Source organism: Pedococcus dokdonensis, from assembly GCF_900104525.1.
Lineage (GTDB): Bacteria > Actinomycetota > Actinomycetes > Actinomycetales > Dermatophilaceae > Pedococcus > Pedococcus dokdonensis.
The window spans coordinates 3,731,171-3,747,182 of record NZ_LT629711.1 but is presented as its reverse complement, the minus strand read 5'-3'; the positions used below and the strand labels follow the sequence as shown (position 1 = coordinate 3,747,182).

Sequence of the window (16,012 nt, the reverse complement as noted above, 5' to 3'; positions counted from 1 at the left end):
ACCGCCACCGGCCCGACAAACCACCACCGGCCACGTCGTGCCCCCCTGCAGGAGCCCCTCTGTCGGGCGATTTCACCGTAACGCCGGGTCGACCGGTGGAGGTCCGCCGAAGGACGTAGGAGCTCAGGCGGTCCGGCGCCGCAGCGTCAGGCTCCCCAGCACCAGCGCCACCAGCACCCACAGCGCGATGACGGCAGCGTCACCGGCCACGTCGGCGCCCGGGCTGGCACTGGCCGTCACCGACTTCATCGCGTCGACGGCATACGACAGCGGCAGGACGTCGGACACCCAGTGCAGGACGTCGGGGAGGCGGTCCCGCGCCACGATCAGCCCGCACAGCAGGAACTGCGGCAGCACGAAGGCCGGCATGAACTGCACCGCCTGGAACTCGGTGCGCGCGAACCCGCTCGCGAGCAGGCCCAGCGCGGTGCCGAGCAGGGCGTCGAGCACGGCGACCGCGACGAGCTGCCACAGCGGACCGGCGACGTCGAGGTCGCAGACGTAGACGGCGAACGCGGTGGCGATCACCGCCTGCAGCACTGCCATCACGCCGAACGCGAGGGCGTACCCGAACATGAAGTCACCCTTGCCCATCGGCGTGGTGAGCAAGCGCTCGAGCGTGCCCGACGTGCGCTCGCGCAGGGTGGCGACGCTGGTGACGATGAACATCACGACGAACGGGAAGACCCCCAGCAGCGAGGCGCCGAGCCCGTCGAAGACCGGGGTGCCGTCGAAGATCCAGGCCAGCAGCCCCACGAGGACGCACGGCACGACGAGCATCAGCCCGATGGTGCGGTGGTCGGACCTCAGCTGGGCCAGCACCCGGCCGGCGGTGACGAGGGTGCGGTGGGCGTTCATCGTGCCTCCTGGGCAGCGCGGTCGATCAGGGCGAGAAAGGCCTGCTCGGCGTCGTCGGTGCCGGTGCGGGCGAGGAGGGCGGGCAGGGTGTCGTCGGCGAGGATCCGACCCTCGCGCAGCAGAAGCAGCCGGTCGCAGCGGCTCGCCTCGTCCATGACGTGGCTCGAGACGAGCAGCGAACGCCCTTGCGCCGCAAGGCGGTTGAACAGCTCCCACAGGTCGCGACGCAGCACGGGGTCGAGCCCGACGGTGGGCTCGTCGAGGACGAGGAGCTCGGGGTCGCCGACGAGGGCTGCCGCCAGCGAGACCCGCGAGCGCTGGCCTCCGGAGAGGTTGCCGACCAGGGCGTCGGCGTGGCTGGTGAGGTCGACGGCCTCGATCGCGTCGTCCGCGGCCGAGGCGTCCGCCCCGAGGATGCTGGCGAAGTAGCGGACGTTGGCCCGCACCGAGAGGTCGTCGTAGACGCTCGGGCTCTGCGTGACGTAGCCGATCCGCCGACGCAGCGAGGGCGAGCCAGCCGGCTCCCCGAGCACGGTGAGGTCGCCGGAGGCGACGACCTGGACCCCGACGACGGCGCGGATCAGGGTCGACTTGCCGCTGCCGCTGGGGCCGAGCAGCCCGACGACCTGGCCGGCCGGGACGGTGACCGACAGGTCGGGCAGCACCTCGCGGCTCCCCCGGACCACCCGGAGGTGCGCGATCTCGATGGCGTTTTTCATCATGCGATGAATATAGCCCTCCGAGCGGTCGCCGACAAGCCCCTTCCCCGAGGGGAGAAGGGGCGGGGCCGCTGGGTCGGGTCAGCCGACGAGGTAGCGCTGGAGCGTCGGCCCGACCAGGGCGGCCAGCTCGTCGTGGGTCGCCTCCACCACGGCGGGGAACTCCACGATGTAGCGCATCATCGCCAGCCCTATCATCTGCGAGGCGGCCAGCCCCGCCCGGACCTCCAGCGCCGGCTGGTCGGCACCGGAGGGTTCCTCCGGTCCCTCGGTCGCCAGCTCGCGGACCACCCGCCCGAACACCTCTCGCACCAGGAACTCGCGCAGCATGCGGGTGGCTTCCTCGTGGGTGACCGCCGCCCGCACCAGGGCCTGGAACCGCTGCCGGCCGGCCTCGTCGTCCCAGACCCGCAGGAAGGTGCGCACCAGTGCCTCGCCGATCCGGTCGCGCGGCCCGGCGAGCACCGCACCGATCAGCGCCGACGGGTCGACCGGGATGTCCATGACGGCCGCGAAGAGCTGCGGCTTGCCGCCGAAGTAGTGGTGCACCAGCGCCGGGTCGACCTCGGCCCGGCGCGCGATCCCCCGCAGCGACGTGCCGTCATAGCCCTGCTCGGCGAAGTCGACGCGGGCCGCCTCGACGATCGCCTGCCGGGTGTCCGCGCCACCCGGCCGCCGCCCACGCGGGCTCATGAGGCATCGGCCGTCGAGGCGGTGGCGAGGTGCAGCCGGGCGAACGCGAGCGCCTCGGCCAGGTCGACCTCACGCTGCTCGGGGGTGAGCTTGCGCGTGCCGACCTCGACGACGACCGACCCCGAGAACCGCTTCAGCGCGAGCAGCTCGAGGAACTCGGCGCAGGGCTGGCTGCCCCGCCCCGGCACGAGGTGCTCGTCCTTGAGCGAACCGAGGCCGTCGGCCAGGTGGACGTGCCGCAGCCGGGGCCCGAGGGCGGCGGCCATCGCCATGGCGTCGGAGCCGGCGGTGGAGGTGTGCGACAGGTCGAGGGTGACGTGGTCGTAGGGCTGCGGCACCGGGTCCCAGTGCGGCAGGTAGGCCTCGAACTCCCGCTGGCGAGCCCGCCACGGGAACATGTTCTCGACCGCGAGCGCGATCCCGGTCTCGTGCTCGCGCAGCGCCACCCCCTCGACGAACTCGCTGGCGTACTCCTTCTGCCAGCGGAACGGCGGGTGCAGCACCACGGTCGACGCCCCGACCTCTCGGGCCAGGGCGATGGAGTTGTCGACCTTGGTCCAGGGGTCGGGGCCCCAGATCCGCTGCGTCAGCAGGAGCGTGGGGGCGTGCACCGACACGATGGGTATGCCGTGCAGCTGGGACAGTGCCGCCAGGGCACCCGCCTCCTGCGAGACCGGGTCGGTGAAGACCATCACCTCGATGGCGTCGTAACCCAGCCGCGCCGCAGTGGCGAAGGCGGCTGCGCACGTGTCGGGGTAGACCGAGGCGGTCGACAGAGCCACCGTGGCCCCAGGGATCGACACCGCTCCAGCCATGCCCCGAGCCTAGCGAGGGCGTCTCAGCCCATCGTGTCGAGCCTGCTGAGGATGACGCCCTCGCGCAGCGCCCACGGACAGATCTCCAGCCGCTCCAGGTCGAGCAGGTCCATCGCCGCCTCGGCGACGAGCGCGCCGGCGAGCAGCTGGGGTGAGCGGCTGGCCGAGACCCCGGACAGTCCGGCCCGCTCCCGGACGGACATCCCCGCGAGGTCGGTGACCAGGGTGGCGAGCGCGGCGCGCTCGAGGCTGCGCGCGGCATACGGGCCCTCGCTGCTGGGCGCGGCGCCGGTGACGCGGGCGAGGGAGCGCATCGTCTTGGAGGTGCCGACCGCACGGTCGGCAGCGCCCGCCTTGGCGAGGGGTCGCACGGCGGCGGCGAGCCGTTGACGGATGACCCGGCGGGCCTCACGGACCACGTCGGGTCCGGGCGGGTCACCGGGGAGCAGGTCGCGGGTCAGGCGGCCGGCGCCGAGCGGCAGCGAGACGGCGGCGTCGGGCTCCTCGTCCATGCCGGCTGCGAGCTCGAGGGAGCCCCCACCGATGTCCACCACCAGCAGCGTCCCGCTGGACCAGCCGAACCAGCGGCGGGCCGCGAGGAAGGTGAGGCGCGCCTCGTCCTCCCCCGACAGCACCTGGAGAGCGACTCCCGTCGCGGCGCGCACCCTGGCCAGCACGTCCTCGCCGTTCGGCGCCTCGCGGATCGCGCTGGTGACGAAGGCCAGCACGTCCTCGACGCCCTGGTCCTCCGCGACGCCGAGGCACTCGTCGATGAAACCGGTCAGTGCCACCTCCCCCGCCTCGGAGATGTCACCGGAGTCGGTGACGTGCTCGGACAGCCGCAGCTCGATCTTGTGCGACGTCGCGGGCAGGGGCTGCGCGCCGCGGTGGGCGTCGACGACAAGGAGGTGGACCGTGTTGGAGCCGACGTCGATGACCCCGAGGCGCATGGCTGCACGCTATCGCCACGGCCCCTCGCCGTTGCCGTCGCGGGCGCCCGGTGCGGTGCGAGGCGCGAGGTATCAGCGGGGCCGGTGCCGCCTCCTTCCCTCGGGGGCGGGGCCGTCGGGGTCCCGTCGAACAAGGGGGGAACCACACGATGGATGCAGACCTGCGCCTGGACGGCAACACCACGACCGCCGAGGGCGACGTCTTCAAGACCACCGCGAACGACGTCGTGATCGACGCGCCGAGCCGCCGCTCGAACGGCTCCGGCCAGCGTCGGGCGATCGTCCACGACTTCACCGACGGCATGACCCTGAACTGGGACTCGGACTACCCCGGTGGCGTCACCATCGAGGGCTTCCGGCTGACGTGTCACCAGGCCGACGTCGTCCTCGACCACGCACCCCGCCGCAAGGACTCCAAGCCGTGGCGGCGCGCGCTCGTCCACGACTTCGAGGACGGCCTCACCGTCAACTGGGCCCACGACTACCCGGGCGGCGTCACCATCAACGGCCCGGTCAGGCTCAACGGCGCCGTGACGGTGAACGGGACGCTCACGGTGAACAGCCCGTTCGGGCACCTCACCATCGAGGAGACGCTGCACCGCTACAGCGAGCTCATCAAGGGCCTGGAGGGCAAGATCACCAAGCTCGAGGCCAGGAAGCTCGAGGGCTGACGGGTGGTCAGCCTCCGCCAGCGCGCTGCCTGCATCGGCATCGCGACGTCGCCGCTGTCGGTGCGTCGCAGCTTCATGGGACAGCTCACCAACTCGGTGCCGGTCTCCCTGAGGCAGCAGCTCGACCGCCTCGGCAGCAAGTTCGTCCACGTGAACTGCATCCAGGTCGGGTCCGACCAGTTCACATTCAACGACGCCGTCGAGATCGACCGCGCCATCGCGAAGACCAGGGACCTGTATGCCGCGGCCGGAAGGTCCATGGGCGTCGGCCGGATCCAGCACTTCGTCATCTCCACGGCAGCTGCGGCCGGCCGGGACGTGATCAACTCCGACGGCGAGGCCGAGAGCCTCACCGACGAGTGGACCGTCCCGAACGACGCACTGGACCTGTTCTTCGTCCGGATGTACGTCGGCAGCACCGCCGGCCTCTCGCGGGTCGACGGCCCGTGCGACAAGGACGCCAAGGGCATGGACGGCAGCGTCGTCGAGATGAATGCGGGCGGCGGGGTCTCCGACTTCGGCACCGCGCACGAGCTGGGTCACTACCTGGGTCTGAGCCACCGCACCAACGGCACCGCCCTGATGAACCCGACGATCCCCAACGGGGGCGTCATCACCACGTCCGAGGCCGACAACATGCGTGACCACTGCCGCATGAAGAACCCCTGCTAGGAGCAGCCATGTCAGTCATCATCGGGTCCGCGAAGGACCGCACCGTGACGGGGGCGATCGCCGCCCTCGCCGGCAAACCCACCACGCTGACGCCGGCTGCGGCGGTCGCCATCCTCGCCGAGGCCGCAGCCGTCGCCCCGGACAAGGTCGCCGGACGTCGTGCCGTGACCGCCCTCGCCAAGGTCGTCACCGACCACGCCGAAGCACAGGTGCGGGTCGCCGCCGCCAAGGGTCTGGCCCACGTGCAGTCCGACGTGTCGGTGCGGGCCCTGCGCAAGGTGGCCGACCGCGGCGCCGACGGGCAGCTCCTCGCTGCCGCGGCAGCCGGGCTCACCAACCTCGGTGGCCGGGCCGACGTCAAGCGCCTGCGGGGCGCGGCGGTGCGCGCCGACTGGCCGCTCGCCGCGGCCCAGGCAGCGGCCTCCGCGCGGCTGCTGGCGCACCGGGTCGGCGCGACCCTCGACCCGGAGGACGCCACGCTGCGGCTGCCGGGCGAGGACGCCCAGGTCCTGCCCGTCGGGGGCCGCCTGAAGACGCGGGTCAAGACGGTCGACCTGCCCGTCGCCCGCACCCGCGCGCGGGCTGACCTGCCGTGGGCCGCACTGGTGCCGGACGACGCGTCCGCCGTCGGGGCGTTCAGCTGCGGCGACCGCACCCACGTCGTGCTGGCCGGCAAGGACGTCGACTCACTGGCGTCCGCACCGGGCATCGCAGGCACCCTGCTCGGGGTGAACGAGTCGATGGGCACGACGTTCGTGCGGTGGGTCGTCCTGACCCGACCGGACGGCGACGGCCTGGCGGTGACGGTGGCCCGCCCGACCGGTGAGGTCGGGTTCGTGGGTCGCGGCACCGTCGTCGACGGCGTGCTTTCGGTCACCGTCGACGCGGTCGACCACCCGGGAGCCACGGCGGTGCACGTCACCGCCACGCTGTCGCGCGGCACGCTCGAGGTCGACGGCCGCAGCGAGCGGACCATCACCTCGCCGCGGCGCCAGCCGGCCCCGATACCGCAGCAGTTCGACCCGACCGGGCCGGTCGCGGTCGCAGTCGGGGCTGGCTGACATCGTCGCTATCCCATGCAAAAGGCGAGTTAGCGCCGCTGACACCGTCGCTAACTCGCCTTTTGCATGAGTGTGCGACAGGGCGGGGTGGGCTTCCCGTGGCACGACGGCTCACGAAGCGGGCAACTGGCCGAATCCTGTCGGCCGGGAGAGGCTGGGGCGTATGCCGTCCGACACCGAAGGCGCCGACGTCACCTCCGCGCGCGCCCCCTCGGGCGCCACCGGGCCGGGCGAGCCAGGTCGTCCGGCAGCCCGTCGGGAGCGGGGGCCGGTCTGGCCGGTCACCGCGCTGGTGGTCCTCCTCGGGTGGTGCCTGCTCGCCTGGACCGTCTTCGCGGCGGCCATCAACACCGCGCCGTTCTTCGGCGAGACCGCCTCGCGCGACCGCTACCTCGAGTCGGGCATGGTCTCCCTCACCGCGCTGGTGCCGGTGCTCCTGCTCGTCGTCCTGGGCCTGCTGCTGGGGTCGCGGTGGGGGCTGGCCCTGCTCGCGGTGCCGGCCCTCCTGCTGGTCCCCCTGGGGCTGAGCTCGCTCGGTCAGGCCGGCGACCCGGCGAAGTCCGGCTACGGGCGGGCACTCCGGCTGGACGACGCCGTGCAGGACCTGACCCGGCTCAACTGGGTGGCCGCGGTCGTCCTGCTGCTGGTGATCGCCGCAGTAGTGACGTGGCGGCGTCGGCGACAGACCGGCATACGGGCTGAACCCTAGGAGTGGCAACGCACGACGTAGGGTGACCGACGTGCCAGAGACCCCGCTCGACACCGCCCGTATCTGGGTGGAGTTCACCGACCCCGCCGACTCCGGGCAGCGGTTCCGCTGCGACCTCACCTGGCTGACGTCGAGCTGGACGTGCATCTTCGGCAGCGGGTGCCAGGGCATCTACGCCGACCGGCCGGACGACGGCTGCTGCACGCTCGGCGCGCACTTCACCGACGACGACGACATCAAGCGGGTCAAGAAGGTCGTCAAGGAGCTCGGCGAGGACGAGTGGCAGCTGCACCCGGGCTCCACCAAGCTCGGCGCCTGGACCGAGAAGGAGGACGACGCGCTCAAGACCAAGGTGGTCGACGGCGCCTGCATCTTCCTCAACCGGCCGGGCTTCCCCGCGGGGGCCGGCTGTGCGCTGCACCAGCACGCGGTCCTCACCGGCAAGGAGCCCCACACCGTCAAGCCCGACGTCTGCTGGCAGCTGCCGATCCGGCGCACCTACCGCAAGGTGGAGCTGCCCGACGGGTCGAGCTGGCAGGAGGTCAGCATCACCGAGTACGACCGGCGCGGCTGGGGGCCGGGCGGGCACGACCTCGACTGGTACTGCTCCAGCAACCCTGAGGCCCACGTCGGGCGCGAGCCGGTCTTCCGCAGCAACCGGGGCGAGCTGGTCGAGCTGATGGGCGAGGAGGGGTACGCCGAGCTGGAGATCCGTTGCGAGGCCCACTTGGCCAGCGTGAAGGCGGCCCGGAACGCTTACTCCCGCAAGATGTTGCCGCTGCTCGTCCACCCTGCGACGTTGGCCGCCCAAGAGGCCCGCAAGGGGAAGTGACAGCTCGATGACGACCGACGGCCCGCCCGGGCCGGCGCCCACCCGCAGCCCCAACATCTGGGACACCCCCGACGTCTACGAGCTCGAGAACCTCGGCGTCGACCGCGCCGGTCTGCTCGAGTCCGCGATGGACGCGCTGCACCCCTTCGCCGGCGCCGACCTCGTCGACGTCGGGTGTGGCACCGGATTCCACCTGCCGCGCTTCGCGGCTCTCGGGTGCGCCAGTGTCGTCGGGGTCGAACCTCACCCACCGCTGGTTTCCGTTGCGGAGCAACGCATTTCAGGTATGCCGTCGGTGCGGGTCGTCGAGGGCGTCGCCCAGGCGCTGCCGCTGGCCGATGCCTCCGTCGACCTCACCCACGCGCGGTGGGCGTACTTCTTCGGCGCCGGCTCCGAACCCGGCCTGCGCGAGCTCGAGCGCGTGCTGCGGCCGGGCGGCACGGCCTACGTCATCGACAACGACGCCACCCGCTCGACCTTCGGGCGGTGGTTCGCCCGCGCGAACCCGTCGTACGACCCGGCTGCGGTGGAACGGTTCTGGACCCGCCAGGGGTGGCACCGCGAGCGCCTCACGATCGCGTGGGAGCACGACTCGCGGGCCGACTTCGAGGCCGTCGTGCGCATCGAGTTCTCCGAGACGGCCGCGGAGGGGATCCTCGCCGAGCACGACGGCACCTCGGTGGACTACGCCGTCAACCTCTGGTGGCGCACCTTCTGAGCCTGCGGCAGGGTGGGCAGGCACGGCAGATCCCGTGCGGAGTGTCCGAGCCACCGCGCAATGGAGGTTGTCATGACCGGCTACGAAGCCACTGCCAGCGTCGACGTCGCCGCCGCACCCGACCGGGTGTGGGCCGCGCTCACCGACCCCGACCAGATCGCGCAGTGGATGATGGGCTCGCGCGTCGAGACCGACTGGGAGGTTGGCAGCCCGGTCACCTGGAGCGGCGAGCTGGAGGGCAGGTCCTACCAGGACAAGGGCGAGGTCCTCGAGGCCGACCCCGGCACCCGGCTCTCGGTCACGCACTACAGCCCGCTGATGGGTGACGAGGACGTGCCCGAGAACTACCACACGGTGAGCTACGACCTGGCCCCGTCAGGGGACGGCACCGCGGTGACGCTGACCCAGGACGGGTGCGACAGCGAGGAGCAGGCCGAGCAGTTCTCGCAGAACTGGCAGGGCATGCTCGACGGACTGAAGAAGGTCGCCGAGGCCTGAGCCTCCCGGCGCGGCCCGGTGTCGGCGGCGCCCCGTAGGTTGTCGCCCATGGCAGCGAAGACGTCGACCAGGTCGAGTGGTTTCCGCTGCTCGGAGTGCGGCTGGACCACGGTCAAGTGGGTCGGTCGCTGCGGGGAGTGCCAGGCGTGGGGCAGCGTCAGCGAGATCGGCGCGGTCACGGTCCGCACCACCGCGGCCAGCCGCGTCGAGCGTCCTGCGGTGCCGATCGGGCAGGTCGACGCCCGGCGGGCCGAGGCCGAGAGCACGGGGGTCGGCGAGTTCGACCGGGTGCTCGGCGGAGGCCTGGTCCCCGGCGCCGTCGTGCTCGTCGCCGGCGAGCCGGGCATCGGCAAGTCCACGCTCCTGCTCGACGTCGCGGCGCGCGCCGCCCGGTCCGGGCAGGGCCGCACGGTCCTCTACGTCACGGGTGAGGAGTCGGCCGCCCAGGTCCGGATGCGGGCCGAGCGGATCGAGGCGATGGCGTCCTCGCTCTTCCTCGCCGCCGAGACCGACCTCGCGACCGTCCTCGGCCAGATCGAGTCGGTGCGACCCGACCTGGTGATCGTCGACTCCGTGCAGACCATCGCCAGTGGCGAGGTCGAGGGCTCGGCCGGCAACGTCACCCAGGTCCGCGAGGTGGCTGCCTCGCTGATCCAGGCGGCCAAGTCGCGCGGCATCGCGACCCTGCTCGTCGGCCACGTCACCAAGGACGGCTCGATCGCCGGGCCCAGGGTGCTGGAGCACCTGGTCGACGTCGTGGTGCAGTTCGAGGGTGACCGGCACTCCCGGCTGAGGCTCGTGCGGGCGGTCAAGAACCGCTATGGCCCGACCGACGAGGTGGGCTGCTTCGACCTGTCCGACGTGGGGATCGTCGGGCTCCCCGACCCCAGCGGGCTGTTCCTCTCACGGGGCACCCTCTCCGTCCCGGGCACCTGCGTGACGGTCACCCTCGAGGGGCGCCGCCCGTTGCTGACCGAGGTGCAGGCGCTGGTCGCCAAGAGCGAGATCCCCACCCCGCGACGGGCCACCAGCGGCCTCGACTCGGCGCGGGTGTCGATGATCATCGCGGTGCTCGCCAAGCGGGCCCAGGCGCCGATCGGCAGCTCCGACGTCTACCTCTCCACCGTCGGGGGTGTCCGGCTGACCGAGCCGGCCTCCGACCTGGCGATCGCCCTCGCCGTGGCGAGTGCCGTCAAGGACCAGCCGCTGCCCGACCACGCCATCGCGTTCGGTGAGCTGGGACTGGCCGGTGAGATCCGCCCGGTGTCGGGCATGCCGCGTCGCCTGGCCGAGGCGGCCCGGCTCGGCTTCCGCACCGCCTACGTCCCGAAGGGAGTGCTCGGCAGCGGCCCGACCCCGAGGGCATGCAGGTGGTGGAGTGCGACGACATCCGATCCGCGGTGCGCGCGGCCTTGCAGCCGGGGCCCGGTTAGACTCGCGCGAGACCGGACCGGCGGCACCAAAGGGGACTGACCAGTGGATCTTCGCGAGGACGACGCGCTGCGCGCCACCCTCGCCGCCGTCGCACCCGGCACCGAGCTGCGCGACGGCCTGGAGCGCATCCTGCGTGGGCGCACGGGGGCACTCATCGTGCTCGGTCACGACCGCACCGTCGAACAGCTGTCGACCGGCGGCTTCCCGCTCGACGTCGAGTTCTCGGCCACCCGGTTGCGCGAGCTCGCGAAGATGGACGGCGGCATCGTGCTCGACCGCGAGGCCTCACGCATCCTGCGCGCGGCGACGCAGCTGGTGCCCGACCCGTCCATCGAGACCAGCGAGTCCGGCACCCGGCACCGCACCGCCGAGCGAGTCGCCAAGCAGACCGGCTACCCCGTGATCTCGGTGAGCCAGTCGATGCGGATCGTCGCCATCTACGTCGACGGCGGACGCCACGTGCTCGAGGACTCCAGCGCGATCCTCTCGCGCGCCAACCAGGCCCTGCAGACCCTCGAGCGCTACAAGTCCCGCCTCGACGAGGTCACCGGCACCCTGTCGGCGCTCGAGATCGAGGACCTCGTCACCGTCCGCGACGTCGCGAGCGTGTTGCAGCGGCTCGAGATGGTGCGCCGGATCCGTGACGAGATCTCCGGCTACGTCGTCGAGCTCGGGGTCGACGGCCGGCTGCTCACCCTCCAGCTCGAGGAGCTGACCGGTGGCCTCGGCAACGACCGCGAGCTGGTGATCCGTGACTACCTGCCCGTGACCAAGGCCGACCTGACGCTCGACCAGGCGATGGCCGCGCTCGAGGAGCTGACCTCGACCGAGCTGCTCGACCTCGCCGCCGGCGCCAAGGCGGTCGGGTTCGCGGTCGGGGGCGACGCCCTCGACTCGGCGGTCAGCCCCTGTGGCTACCGACTGCTGAGCAAGGTGCCCCGCCTGCCCGGCGCGATCGTCGACCGCCTCGTCGAGCACTTCGGCAGCCTCCAGAAGCTGCTGGCCGCCAACCTCGAGGAGCTCATGGACGTCGACGGCGTCGGCGAGGGCCGCGCCCGCGCGGTCCGCGAGGGCCTGTCCCGCCTGGCCGAGTCGAGCATCCTCGAACGCTACGTGTGAGCACCGGCGCCGCCCCCGATCGTCTGCACCGTGAGGTGCTGGAGTGGTATGCCGTGTCCGCCCGGGACCTGCCGTGGCGCCGGCCCGAGGCCACGCCGTGGGGCATCTTCGTCTCCGAGGTGATGCTCCAGCAGACCCCGGTCGTGCGGGTCGAGCCGGTCTGGCGGATCTGGCTGGAGCGCTGGCCCAGCCCCGCCGACCTCGCGGCCGAGGCGCCGGGTGAGGCGGTCCGCGCGTGGGGACGGCTGGGCTACCCGCGCCGGGCGCTGCGGCTGCACGCCGCGGCAGTGGCGATGACCGAACGGCACGGCGGGACCGTGCCCCCCACCGAGGCGGAGCTGCTCACCCTGCCCGGGGTCGGCACCTACACCGCCGCAGCGGTCGCGACCTTCGCCTTCGGCGAGCGCACCACCGTCGTCGACACCAACGTGCGTCGGGTGCTGACCCGCGTCGTGAGCGGTGCGGAGTATCCAGCGCCGTCACCGACCAGGGCCGAGCTCACCGTGGCCGCCGGGCTGGTGCCCGCCGATCCGGCTCGGGCGCGCACGTGGAGTGTGGCCGTCATGGAGCTGGGCGCCATCGTGTGCACGGCCCGGGTGCCGCACTGCACGCGGTGCCCGGTCGCCGACCTGTGCGCCTGGCAGCTGGCCGGCCGGCCGGCCCACCAGGGTCCGGCTCGCCGGGGCCAGGCCTGGGAGGGCACCGACCGCCAGCTGCGCGGCGCCCTCATGGCCGTGCTCCGCGAGAGCTCCGAGCCGGTGCCACGCACCACGCTGGAAGCGTTGTCCGACAACGAGATCCAGCGCGAACGCTGCCTCGACTCGCTCGTCGCCGACGGGTTGGTCGAACCACTCCCCGGTGAGCAGTTCCGGCTGCCGGCTTCCCGTGAGGCGAGCTGACCATGACCCAGCCGCCACCGGACCAGACCGGGCCCGCGGGCCAGACCGGGCCTGCGGGCCAGACCGGGCCCGCGGGCCAGACCGGGCCTGCGGGCCAGACCGGGCACGCGGGCCAGGCCGGCGGCGCGCCCGGCGCGACCGGCGGCGGCATACCGCCTCGCGCCCAGGACGCCACGGGCGCACCCGGCACCAGCACGCCCTCGGCCAGCTCGGGCCGCAAGGCCGCGCACGCCCTGCGGGTCGGGGCCGCGCGCACCGGACGGGTCCTCGGCCGCGGCACGGTCGCCGGGGCGCGGCTCGCCGGACGCGGCGGGCGGGCCGGGGCGCGCCGGGCTCGCGCCTACACCCACTCGGCCGGGGCCGGCGAGAGTGGGCTGGCGCGCCTGGTCGAGCTGCACTTCGTCAACCTGATGGGCGACGCCGCCCTGACGGTGTCCCTCGCCGGCACGATCTTCGCGATCCCGACCGACGAGGCCCGTGGGCAGGTCGCCCAGTTCCTCGCCCTGACGATGGCGCCGTTCGCGCTGCTCGCACCGTTCATCGGGCCGCTGCTCGACCGGTTCCGCAACGGTCGTCGCTGGGCGATCGGCACGACCTTGGCGCTGCGCGCCTTCCTCTGCTGGGTGCTCGCCGGAGCGGTCGCGAACGACTCGCCGTGGCTGTTCCCCGCCGCCCTCGGCTGTCTCGTCGCGTCGAAGGCCTATGGCGTGACCCGCGCGTCCGCGGTGCCGCGCCTGCTGCCACCGGGTTTCAGCCTGGTCAACGCCAACTCGCGCAACGCCCTCGCCGGTGTCGCGGGCATGGCGGTCGGTGGCGGGCTCGCCGGGGCCGCTGCGCGAATCGGGCCGGAGTGGTCGCTTCGGCTGGCCTTCCTCATCTACGTGGTCGGCACCGTGCTCGCGATCCGGCTCCCCGCCCGGGTCGACTCGAGCACCGGCGAGCAGGACATCGAGGACACCGGTCCGCTCCCCCTGCCCCGGCGGGACGGACGCAGGCTGGGGTTGGTGGAACGGCTCCGGGCCCGGGTCGCCGCGCTTCCGGTGCCGGTGCTCGCCGCCCTCTGCAGCGCGGTGGGCGCCCGCCTGCTGACCGGGTTCCTCACCCTGTTCATGGCGTTCCTCATGCGCGAGCACCCCCTGCCCGGACACAGCGGCACCTTCGTGCTCGCCCTGGTGGTCGGCGCCGCGGGCACCGGCAACGCCCTCGGCACGGTCATCGGCAACGCCCTGCGGCGGCTGCGGCCCGACCTCATCATCGCCGTGGCGCTGATCTTCGACGTGCTGGCGGCCTTGGCGGCCGCGCTGTTCTACTCGCTCACCACGCTGCTCGTGCTCGGCCTGGTCGCCGGGCTGGCGGCCCAGCTGATCAAGCTCAGCAGCGACGCCGTGGTCCAGCGCGACATCGCCGAGGACGTGCGCACGCGGGTCTTCGCGTGGTCGGAGACGTTGCTCCAGATCGCCTGGGTGGTCGGTGGTGGGATCGGCATCGCGCTGCCGCTGGTGCCGCGCCTCGGGTTCGGCGTGATCTCCGGGCTGCTGCTGCTCGTGCTGGCGGCCTCGGTGCGGATCCGGATGACCCGCCGCCGCCACGCTGGTTCGGGGTATTAGCGGCCGCTATTGCGCGCGCTCATACCCCGAAGCGGCAGGTGGCGGGAGCTCAGAGGGTGCGGAGCATGCGGGTGTTGCCGAGGGTGTTCGGCTTGACCCGCTCGAGGTCGAGGAACTCCGCGACGCCCTCGTCGTACGAGCGGACCAGCTCCGCGTAGACCTCCGGCTCGACGGCCTGCCCCTCGATCACCTCGAACCCGTGCCGGGTGAAGAAGTCGACCTCGAAGGTCAGGCAGAACAACCGCTCGACCCCGAGCGCCCGCGCGTCAGCGACCAGCGCGTCCATCAGCAGCGACCCGACGCCGTGCCCCTTGGCCTCCGGACGCACCGCGAGGGTGCGGATCTCGGCGAGGTCCTCCCACATCACGTGCAGGGCTCCACAGCCGACGATCACCCCGTCCTGCTCGGCGACCCGGAACTGCTGCAGCGCCTCGTAGTAGGTGACCGCGTCCTTGGACACCAGCACCCGGGAGTCGGAGTGCGGCCGCACGATCTCGCGGATCGTGCGGATGTCGCTGGTGCGGGCCGCCCGGATGGTGACGGCGTCAGGCACGGAGCAGGCCGTTCTTCATGTCGGAGAAGATCGAGCGCGCACCCGAGCCGAGCAGCACGACGGACTGGCCCTCGCGAGTGCCGATCGAGCCGGGGACGACCTTGTTCGGGACGCCGGCGGAGGCATTGACGTAGAGGCTGGCGCTGAGGTTGAGCACCTCGGTGACGCTGAGGTCGGTGCTGAGGTGCGGCGACATCTTGGAGAGCATCCCGGCGAGCGCGCCGGGTCCCGCCTTGCGGGCCATGGTGATCCCGGCCTTGATCAGGGCGCCCTGGTTGGCCGACCGGCCGAAGTCGCCGTTGGGGAGGTGCTTGCGCTCCCGCGCAAAGGCCAGCGCGTGCTTGGCGTCGAGCTTGTTGCTGCCGGGCTTGACGATCCGGAAGCCGTCGACGCTCTGCAGCGACTTCTGGGCCACCAGGACGATGCCGCCCAGCGCCTTCACCATGGCTCGGAAGCCCTTGAACCCGGTGATCACGTAACCGTCGATCTGCACCCCGCTGGCACGCTCGATGGTCTTGACCTGCCCCGCGACGCCGCCGAACACCAGCGCTGCGTTGATCTTGCTGTTGCCGCCGGACGACAGGGACACCCAGGAGTCGCGGGGGATGCCGACGATGCCGCCGACCCCCTTCTTCGCGTCGACGCCGATGATGTGCAGGGCGTCGGCGCGGCACTTGGTCACCGGCTGCGGGTTGCGGGCGTCCGAGCCGATGGCGAGGACCCGCATGGTCGGGAAGGCCGGCCGGTAGGTCGCCATCGACGGCCACCAGCCACCGACGACCTTCCAGGTCTTGCCGTCCTTGACGAGCATGGTGAGGTCCTTGCCCTGCACGACCGTGGCGATGGGCGCGCCCTTCCAGGTGCCGGTCGTGCCGGTGACCTTGACCGCCTTGCCCAGCGGCTTGCGCTTGGCCAGGGCCGGTGCCACGGTGCCGACGGCGCTGACCTTGCCCCCGACGTAGAGCGCCGTCAGCGCGGTCAGCAGGTCGGCAGGCAGCCCGGCGCCGGTCACCTTCGGCGCGGCGGGCGTGGTCGTGGTGGTCGAGGGCGTCGTCGTGGTGGTCGAGCCGGCCGGCTCGGGCTTGTCGCCCGAGCACGCCGCCACGACGGCGAGCGGGGCGGCGGCCAGCCCGAACAGCACGGACCGACGGGACAGCAGGGACCTCAGGGTGGAGTCAGACACGCGCTCCACTGTATGGCGGGT

At 72.6% G+C, this 16,012-nt stretch carries 18 protein-coding genes; 11 read left to right on the top strand and 7 right to left on the bottom strand.

Annotated elements, in window-relative coordinates; all coding sequences use genetic code 11:
- Positions 1–123: 123 nt before the first annotated feature.
- The 5 genes from BLQ34_RS17620 to BLQ34_RS17600 form a co-directional block, all read right to left on the bottom strand.
- Positions 124–858 carry an ABC transporter permease gene (locus tag BLQ34_RS17620; RefSeq protein ID WP_091788524.1) on the bottom strand — a complete coding sequence of 245 codons (735 nt, stop codon included), beginning with the start codon at positions 856–858 and terminating at the stop codon, positions 124–126.
- Positions 855–1,577, bottom strand: coding sequence for an ABC transporter ATP-binding protein (locus BLQ34_RS17615; RefSeq protein ID WP_407946413.1), 723 nt, complete (start codon positions 1,575–1,577; stop codon positions 855–857). The genes BLQ34_RS17620 and BLQ34_RS17615 overlap by 4 nt, the downstream gene beginning before the upstream one ends.
- Positions 1,578–1,658: 81 nt before the next feature.
- Positions 1,659–2,270 carry a TetR/AcrR family transcriptional regulator gene (locus tag BLQ34_RS17610; protein ID WP_091788519.1) on the bottom strand — a complete coding sequence of 204 codons (612 nt, stop codon included), beginning with the start codon at positions 2,268–2,270 and terminating at the stop codon, positions 1,659–1,661.
- On the bottom strand, positions 2,267–3,085 hold the full coding sequence (locus tag BLQ34_RS17605) for a sugar phosphate isomerase/epimerase family protein (RefSeq protein WP_091788516.1): 819 nt from the start codon (positions 3,083–3,085) through the stop codon (positions 2,267–2,269). Before BLQ34_RS17605 ends, BLQ34_RS17610 begins: the two co-directional genes overlap by 4 nt.
- A 23-nt stretch (positions 3,086–3,108) precedes the next feature.
- Positions 3,109–4,035 carry a Ppx/GppA phosphatase family protein gene (locus BLQ34_RS17600; RefSeq protein ID WP_091788513.1) on the bottom strand — a complete coding sequence of 309 codons (927 nt, stop codon included), beginning with the start codon at positions 4,033–4,035 and terminating at the stop codon, positions 3,109–3,111.
- A gap of 149 nt (positions 4,036–4,184) precedes the next feature.
- Between BLQ34_RS17600 and BLQ34_RS17595 the strand changes: the two genes are divergently transcribed.
- The 11 genes from BLQ34_RS17595 to BLQ34_RS17545 all read left to right on the top strand — a co-directional run bounded on the left by BLQ34_RS17595 (position 4,185) and on the right by BLQ34_RS17545 (position 14,255).
- Positions 4,185–4,706: a hypothetical protein gene (locus tag BLQ34_RS17595; protein ID WP_091788510.1), complete on the top strand. Its 522-nt coding sequence runs from the start codon at positions 4,185–4,187 to the stop codon at positions 4,704–4,706.
- Between the two features lie 3 nt (positions 4,707–4,709).
- On the top strand, positions 4,710–5,378 hold the full coding sequence (locus tag BLQ34_RS17590; protein ID WP_091788507.1) for a matrixin family metalloprotease: 669 nt from the start codon (positions 4,710–4,712) through the stop codon (positions 5,376–5,378).
- 8 nt (positions 5,379–5,386) lie between these two features.
- Positions 5,387–6,439 carry a hypothetical protein gene (locus BLQ34_RS17585; protein WP_091788504.1) on the top strand — a complete coding sequence of 351 codons (1,053 nt, stop codon included), beginning with the start codon at positions 5,387–5,389 and terminating at the stop codon, positions 6,437–6,439.
- A 163-nt stretch (positions 6,440–6,602) separates the two neighbouring features.
- Positions 6,603–7,148, top strand: coding sequence for a hypothetical protein (locus tag BLQ34_RS17580; protein ID WP_091788501.1), 546 nt, complete (start codon positions 6,603–6,605; stop codon positions 7,146–7,148).
- A gap of 31 nt (positions 7,149–7,179) precedes the next feature.
- Entirely contained in the window at positions 7,180–7,980 is an 801-nt protein-coding gene (locus tag BLQ34_RS17575; protein ID WP_091790183.1) for a hypothetical protein, read from the top strand.
- Positions 7,981–7,987: 7 nt separating this feature from the next.
- On the top strand, positions 7,988–8,698 hold the full coding sequence (locus BLQ34_RS17570) for a class I SAM-dependent methyltransferase (RefSeq protein ID WP_091788499.1): 711 nt from the start codon (positions 7,988–7,990) through the stop codon (positions 8,696–8,698).
- Between the two features lie 72 nt (positions 8,699–8,770).
- Positions 8,771–9,196 carry an SRPBCC domain-containing protein gene (locus tag BLQ34_RS17565; RefSeq protein ID WP_091788497.1) on the top strand — a complete coding sequence of 142 codons (426 nt, stop codon included), beginning with the start codon at positions 8,771–8,773 and terminating at the stop codon, positions 9,194–9,196.
- Between the two features lie 48 nt (positions 9,197–9,244).
- Positions 9,245–10,669, top strand: coding sequence for a DNA repair protein RadA (radA, locus tag BLQ34_RS17560; protein ID WP_091788494.1), 1,425 nt, complete (start codon positions 9,245–9,247; stop codon positions 10,667–10,669).
- Positions 10,670–10,672: 3 nt separating this feature from the next.
- Positions 10,673–11,749 carry a DNA integrity scanning diadenylate cyclase DisA gene (gene disA, locus BLQ34_RS17555; protein ID WP_091788491.1) on the top strand — a complete coding sequence of 359 codons (1,077 nt, stop codon included), beginning with the start codon at positions 10,673–10,675 and terminating at the stop codon, positions 11,747–11,749.
- A complete protein-coding gene (locus tag BLQ34_RS17550) occupies positions 11,746–12,648 on the top strand; it encodes an HhH-GPD family protein (protein ID WP_091788488.1) in 903 nt (300 codons plus the stop codon). Before disA ends, BLQ34_RS17550 begins: the two co-directional genes overlap by 4 nt.
- 2 nt (positions 12,649–12,650) lie before the next feature.
- Positions 12,651–14,255, top strand: a complete 1,605-nt coding sequence (locus tag BLQ34_RS17545; protein ID WP_197674738.1) for an MFS transporter — start codon at positions 12,651–12,653, stop codon at positions 14,253–14,255.
- A gap of 49 nt (positions 14,256–14,304) precedes the next feature.
- Here BLQ34_RS17545 and BLQ34_RS17540 read toward each other — a convergent pair whose 3' ends face one another.
- Complete coding sequence (locus tag BLQ34_RS17540) at positions 14,305–14,808, bottom strand: amino-acid N-acetyltransferase (protein WP_091788485.1); 504 nt, start codon at positions 14,806–14,808, stop codon at positions 14,305–14,307.
- Positions 14,801–15,991: an LCP family protein gene (locus BLQ34_RS17535; RefSeq protein ID WP_157693130.1), complete on the bottom strand. Its 1,191-nt coding sequence runs from the start codon at positions 15,989–15,991 to the stop codon at positions 14,801–14,803. Before BLQ34_RS17535 ends, BLQ34_RS17540 begins: the two co-directional genes overlap by 8 nt.
- Positions 15,992–16,012 lie beyond the last annotated feature (21 nt).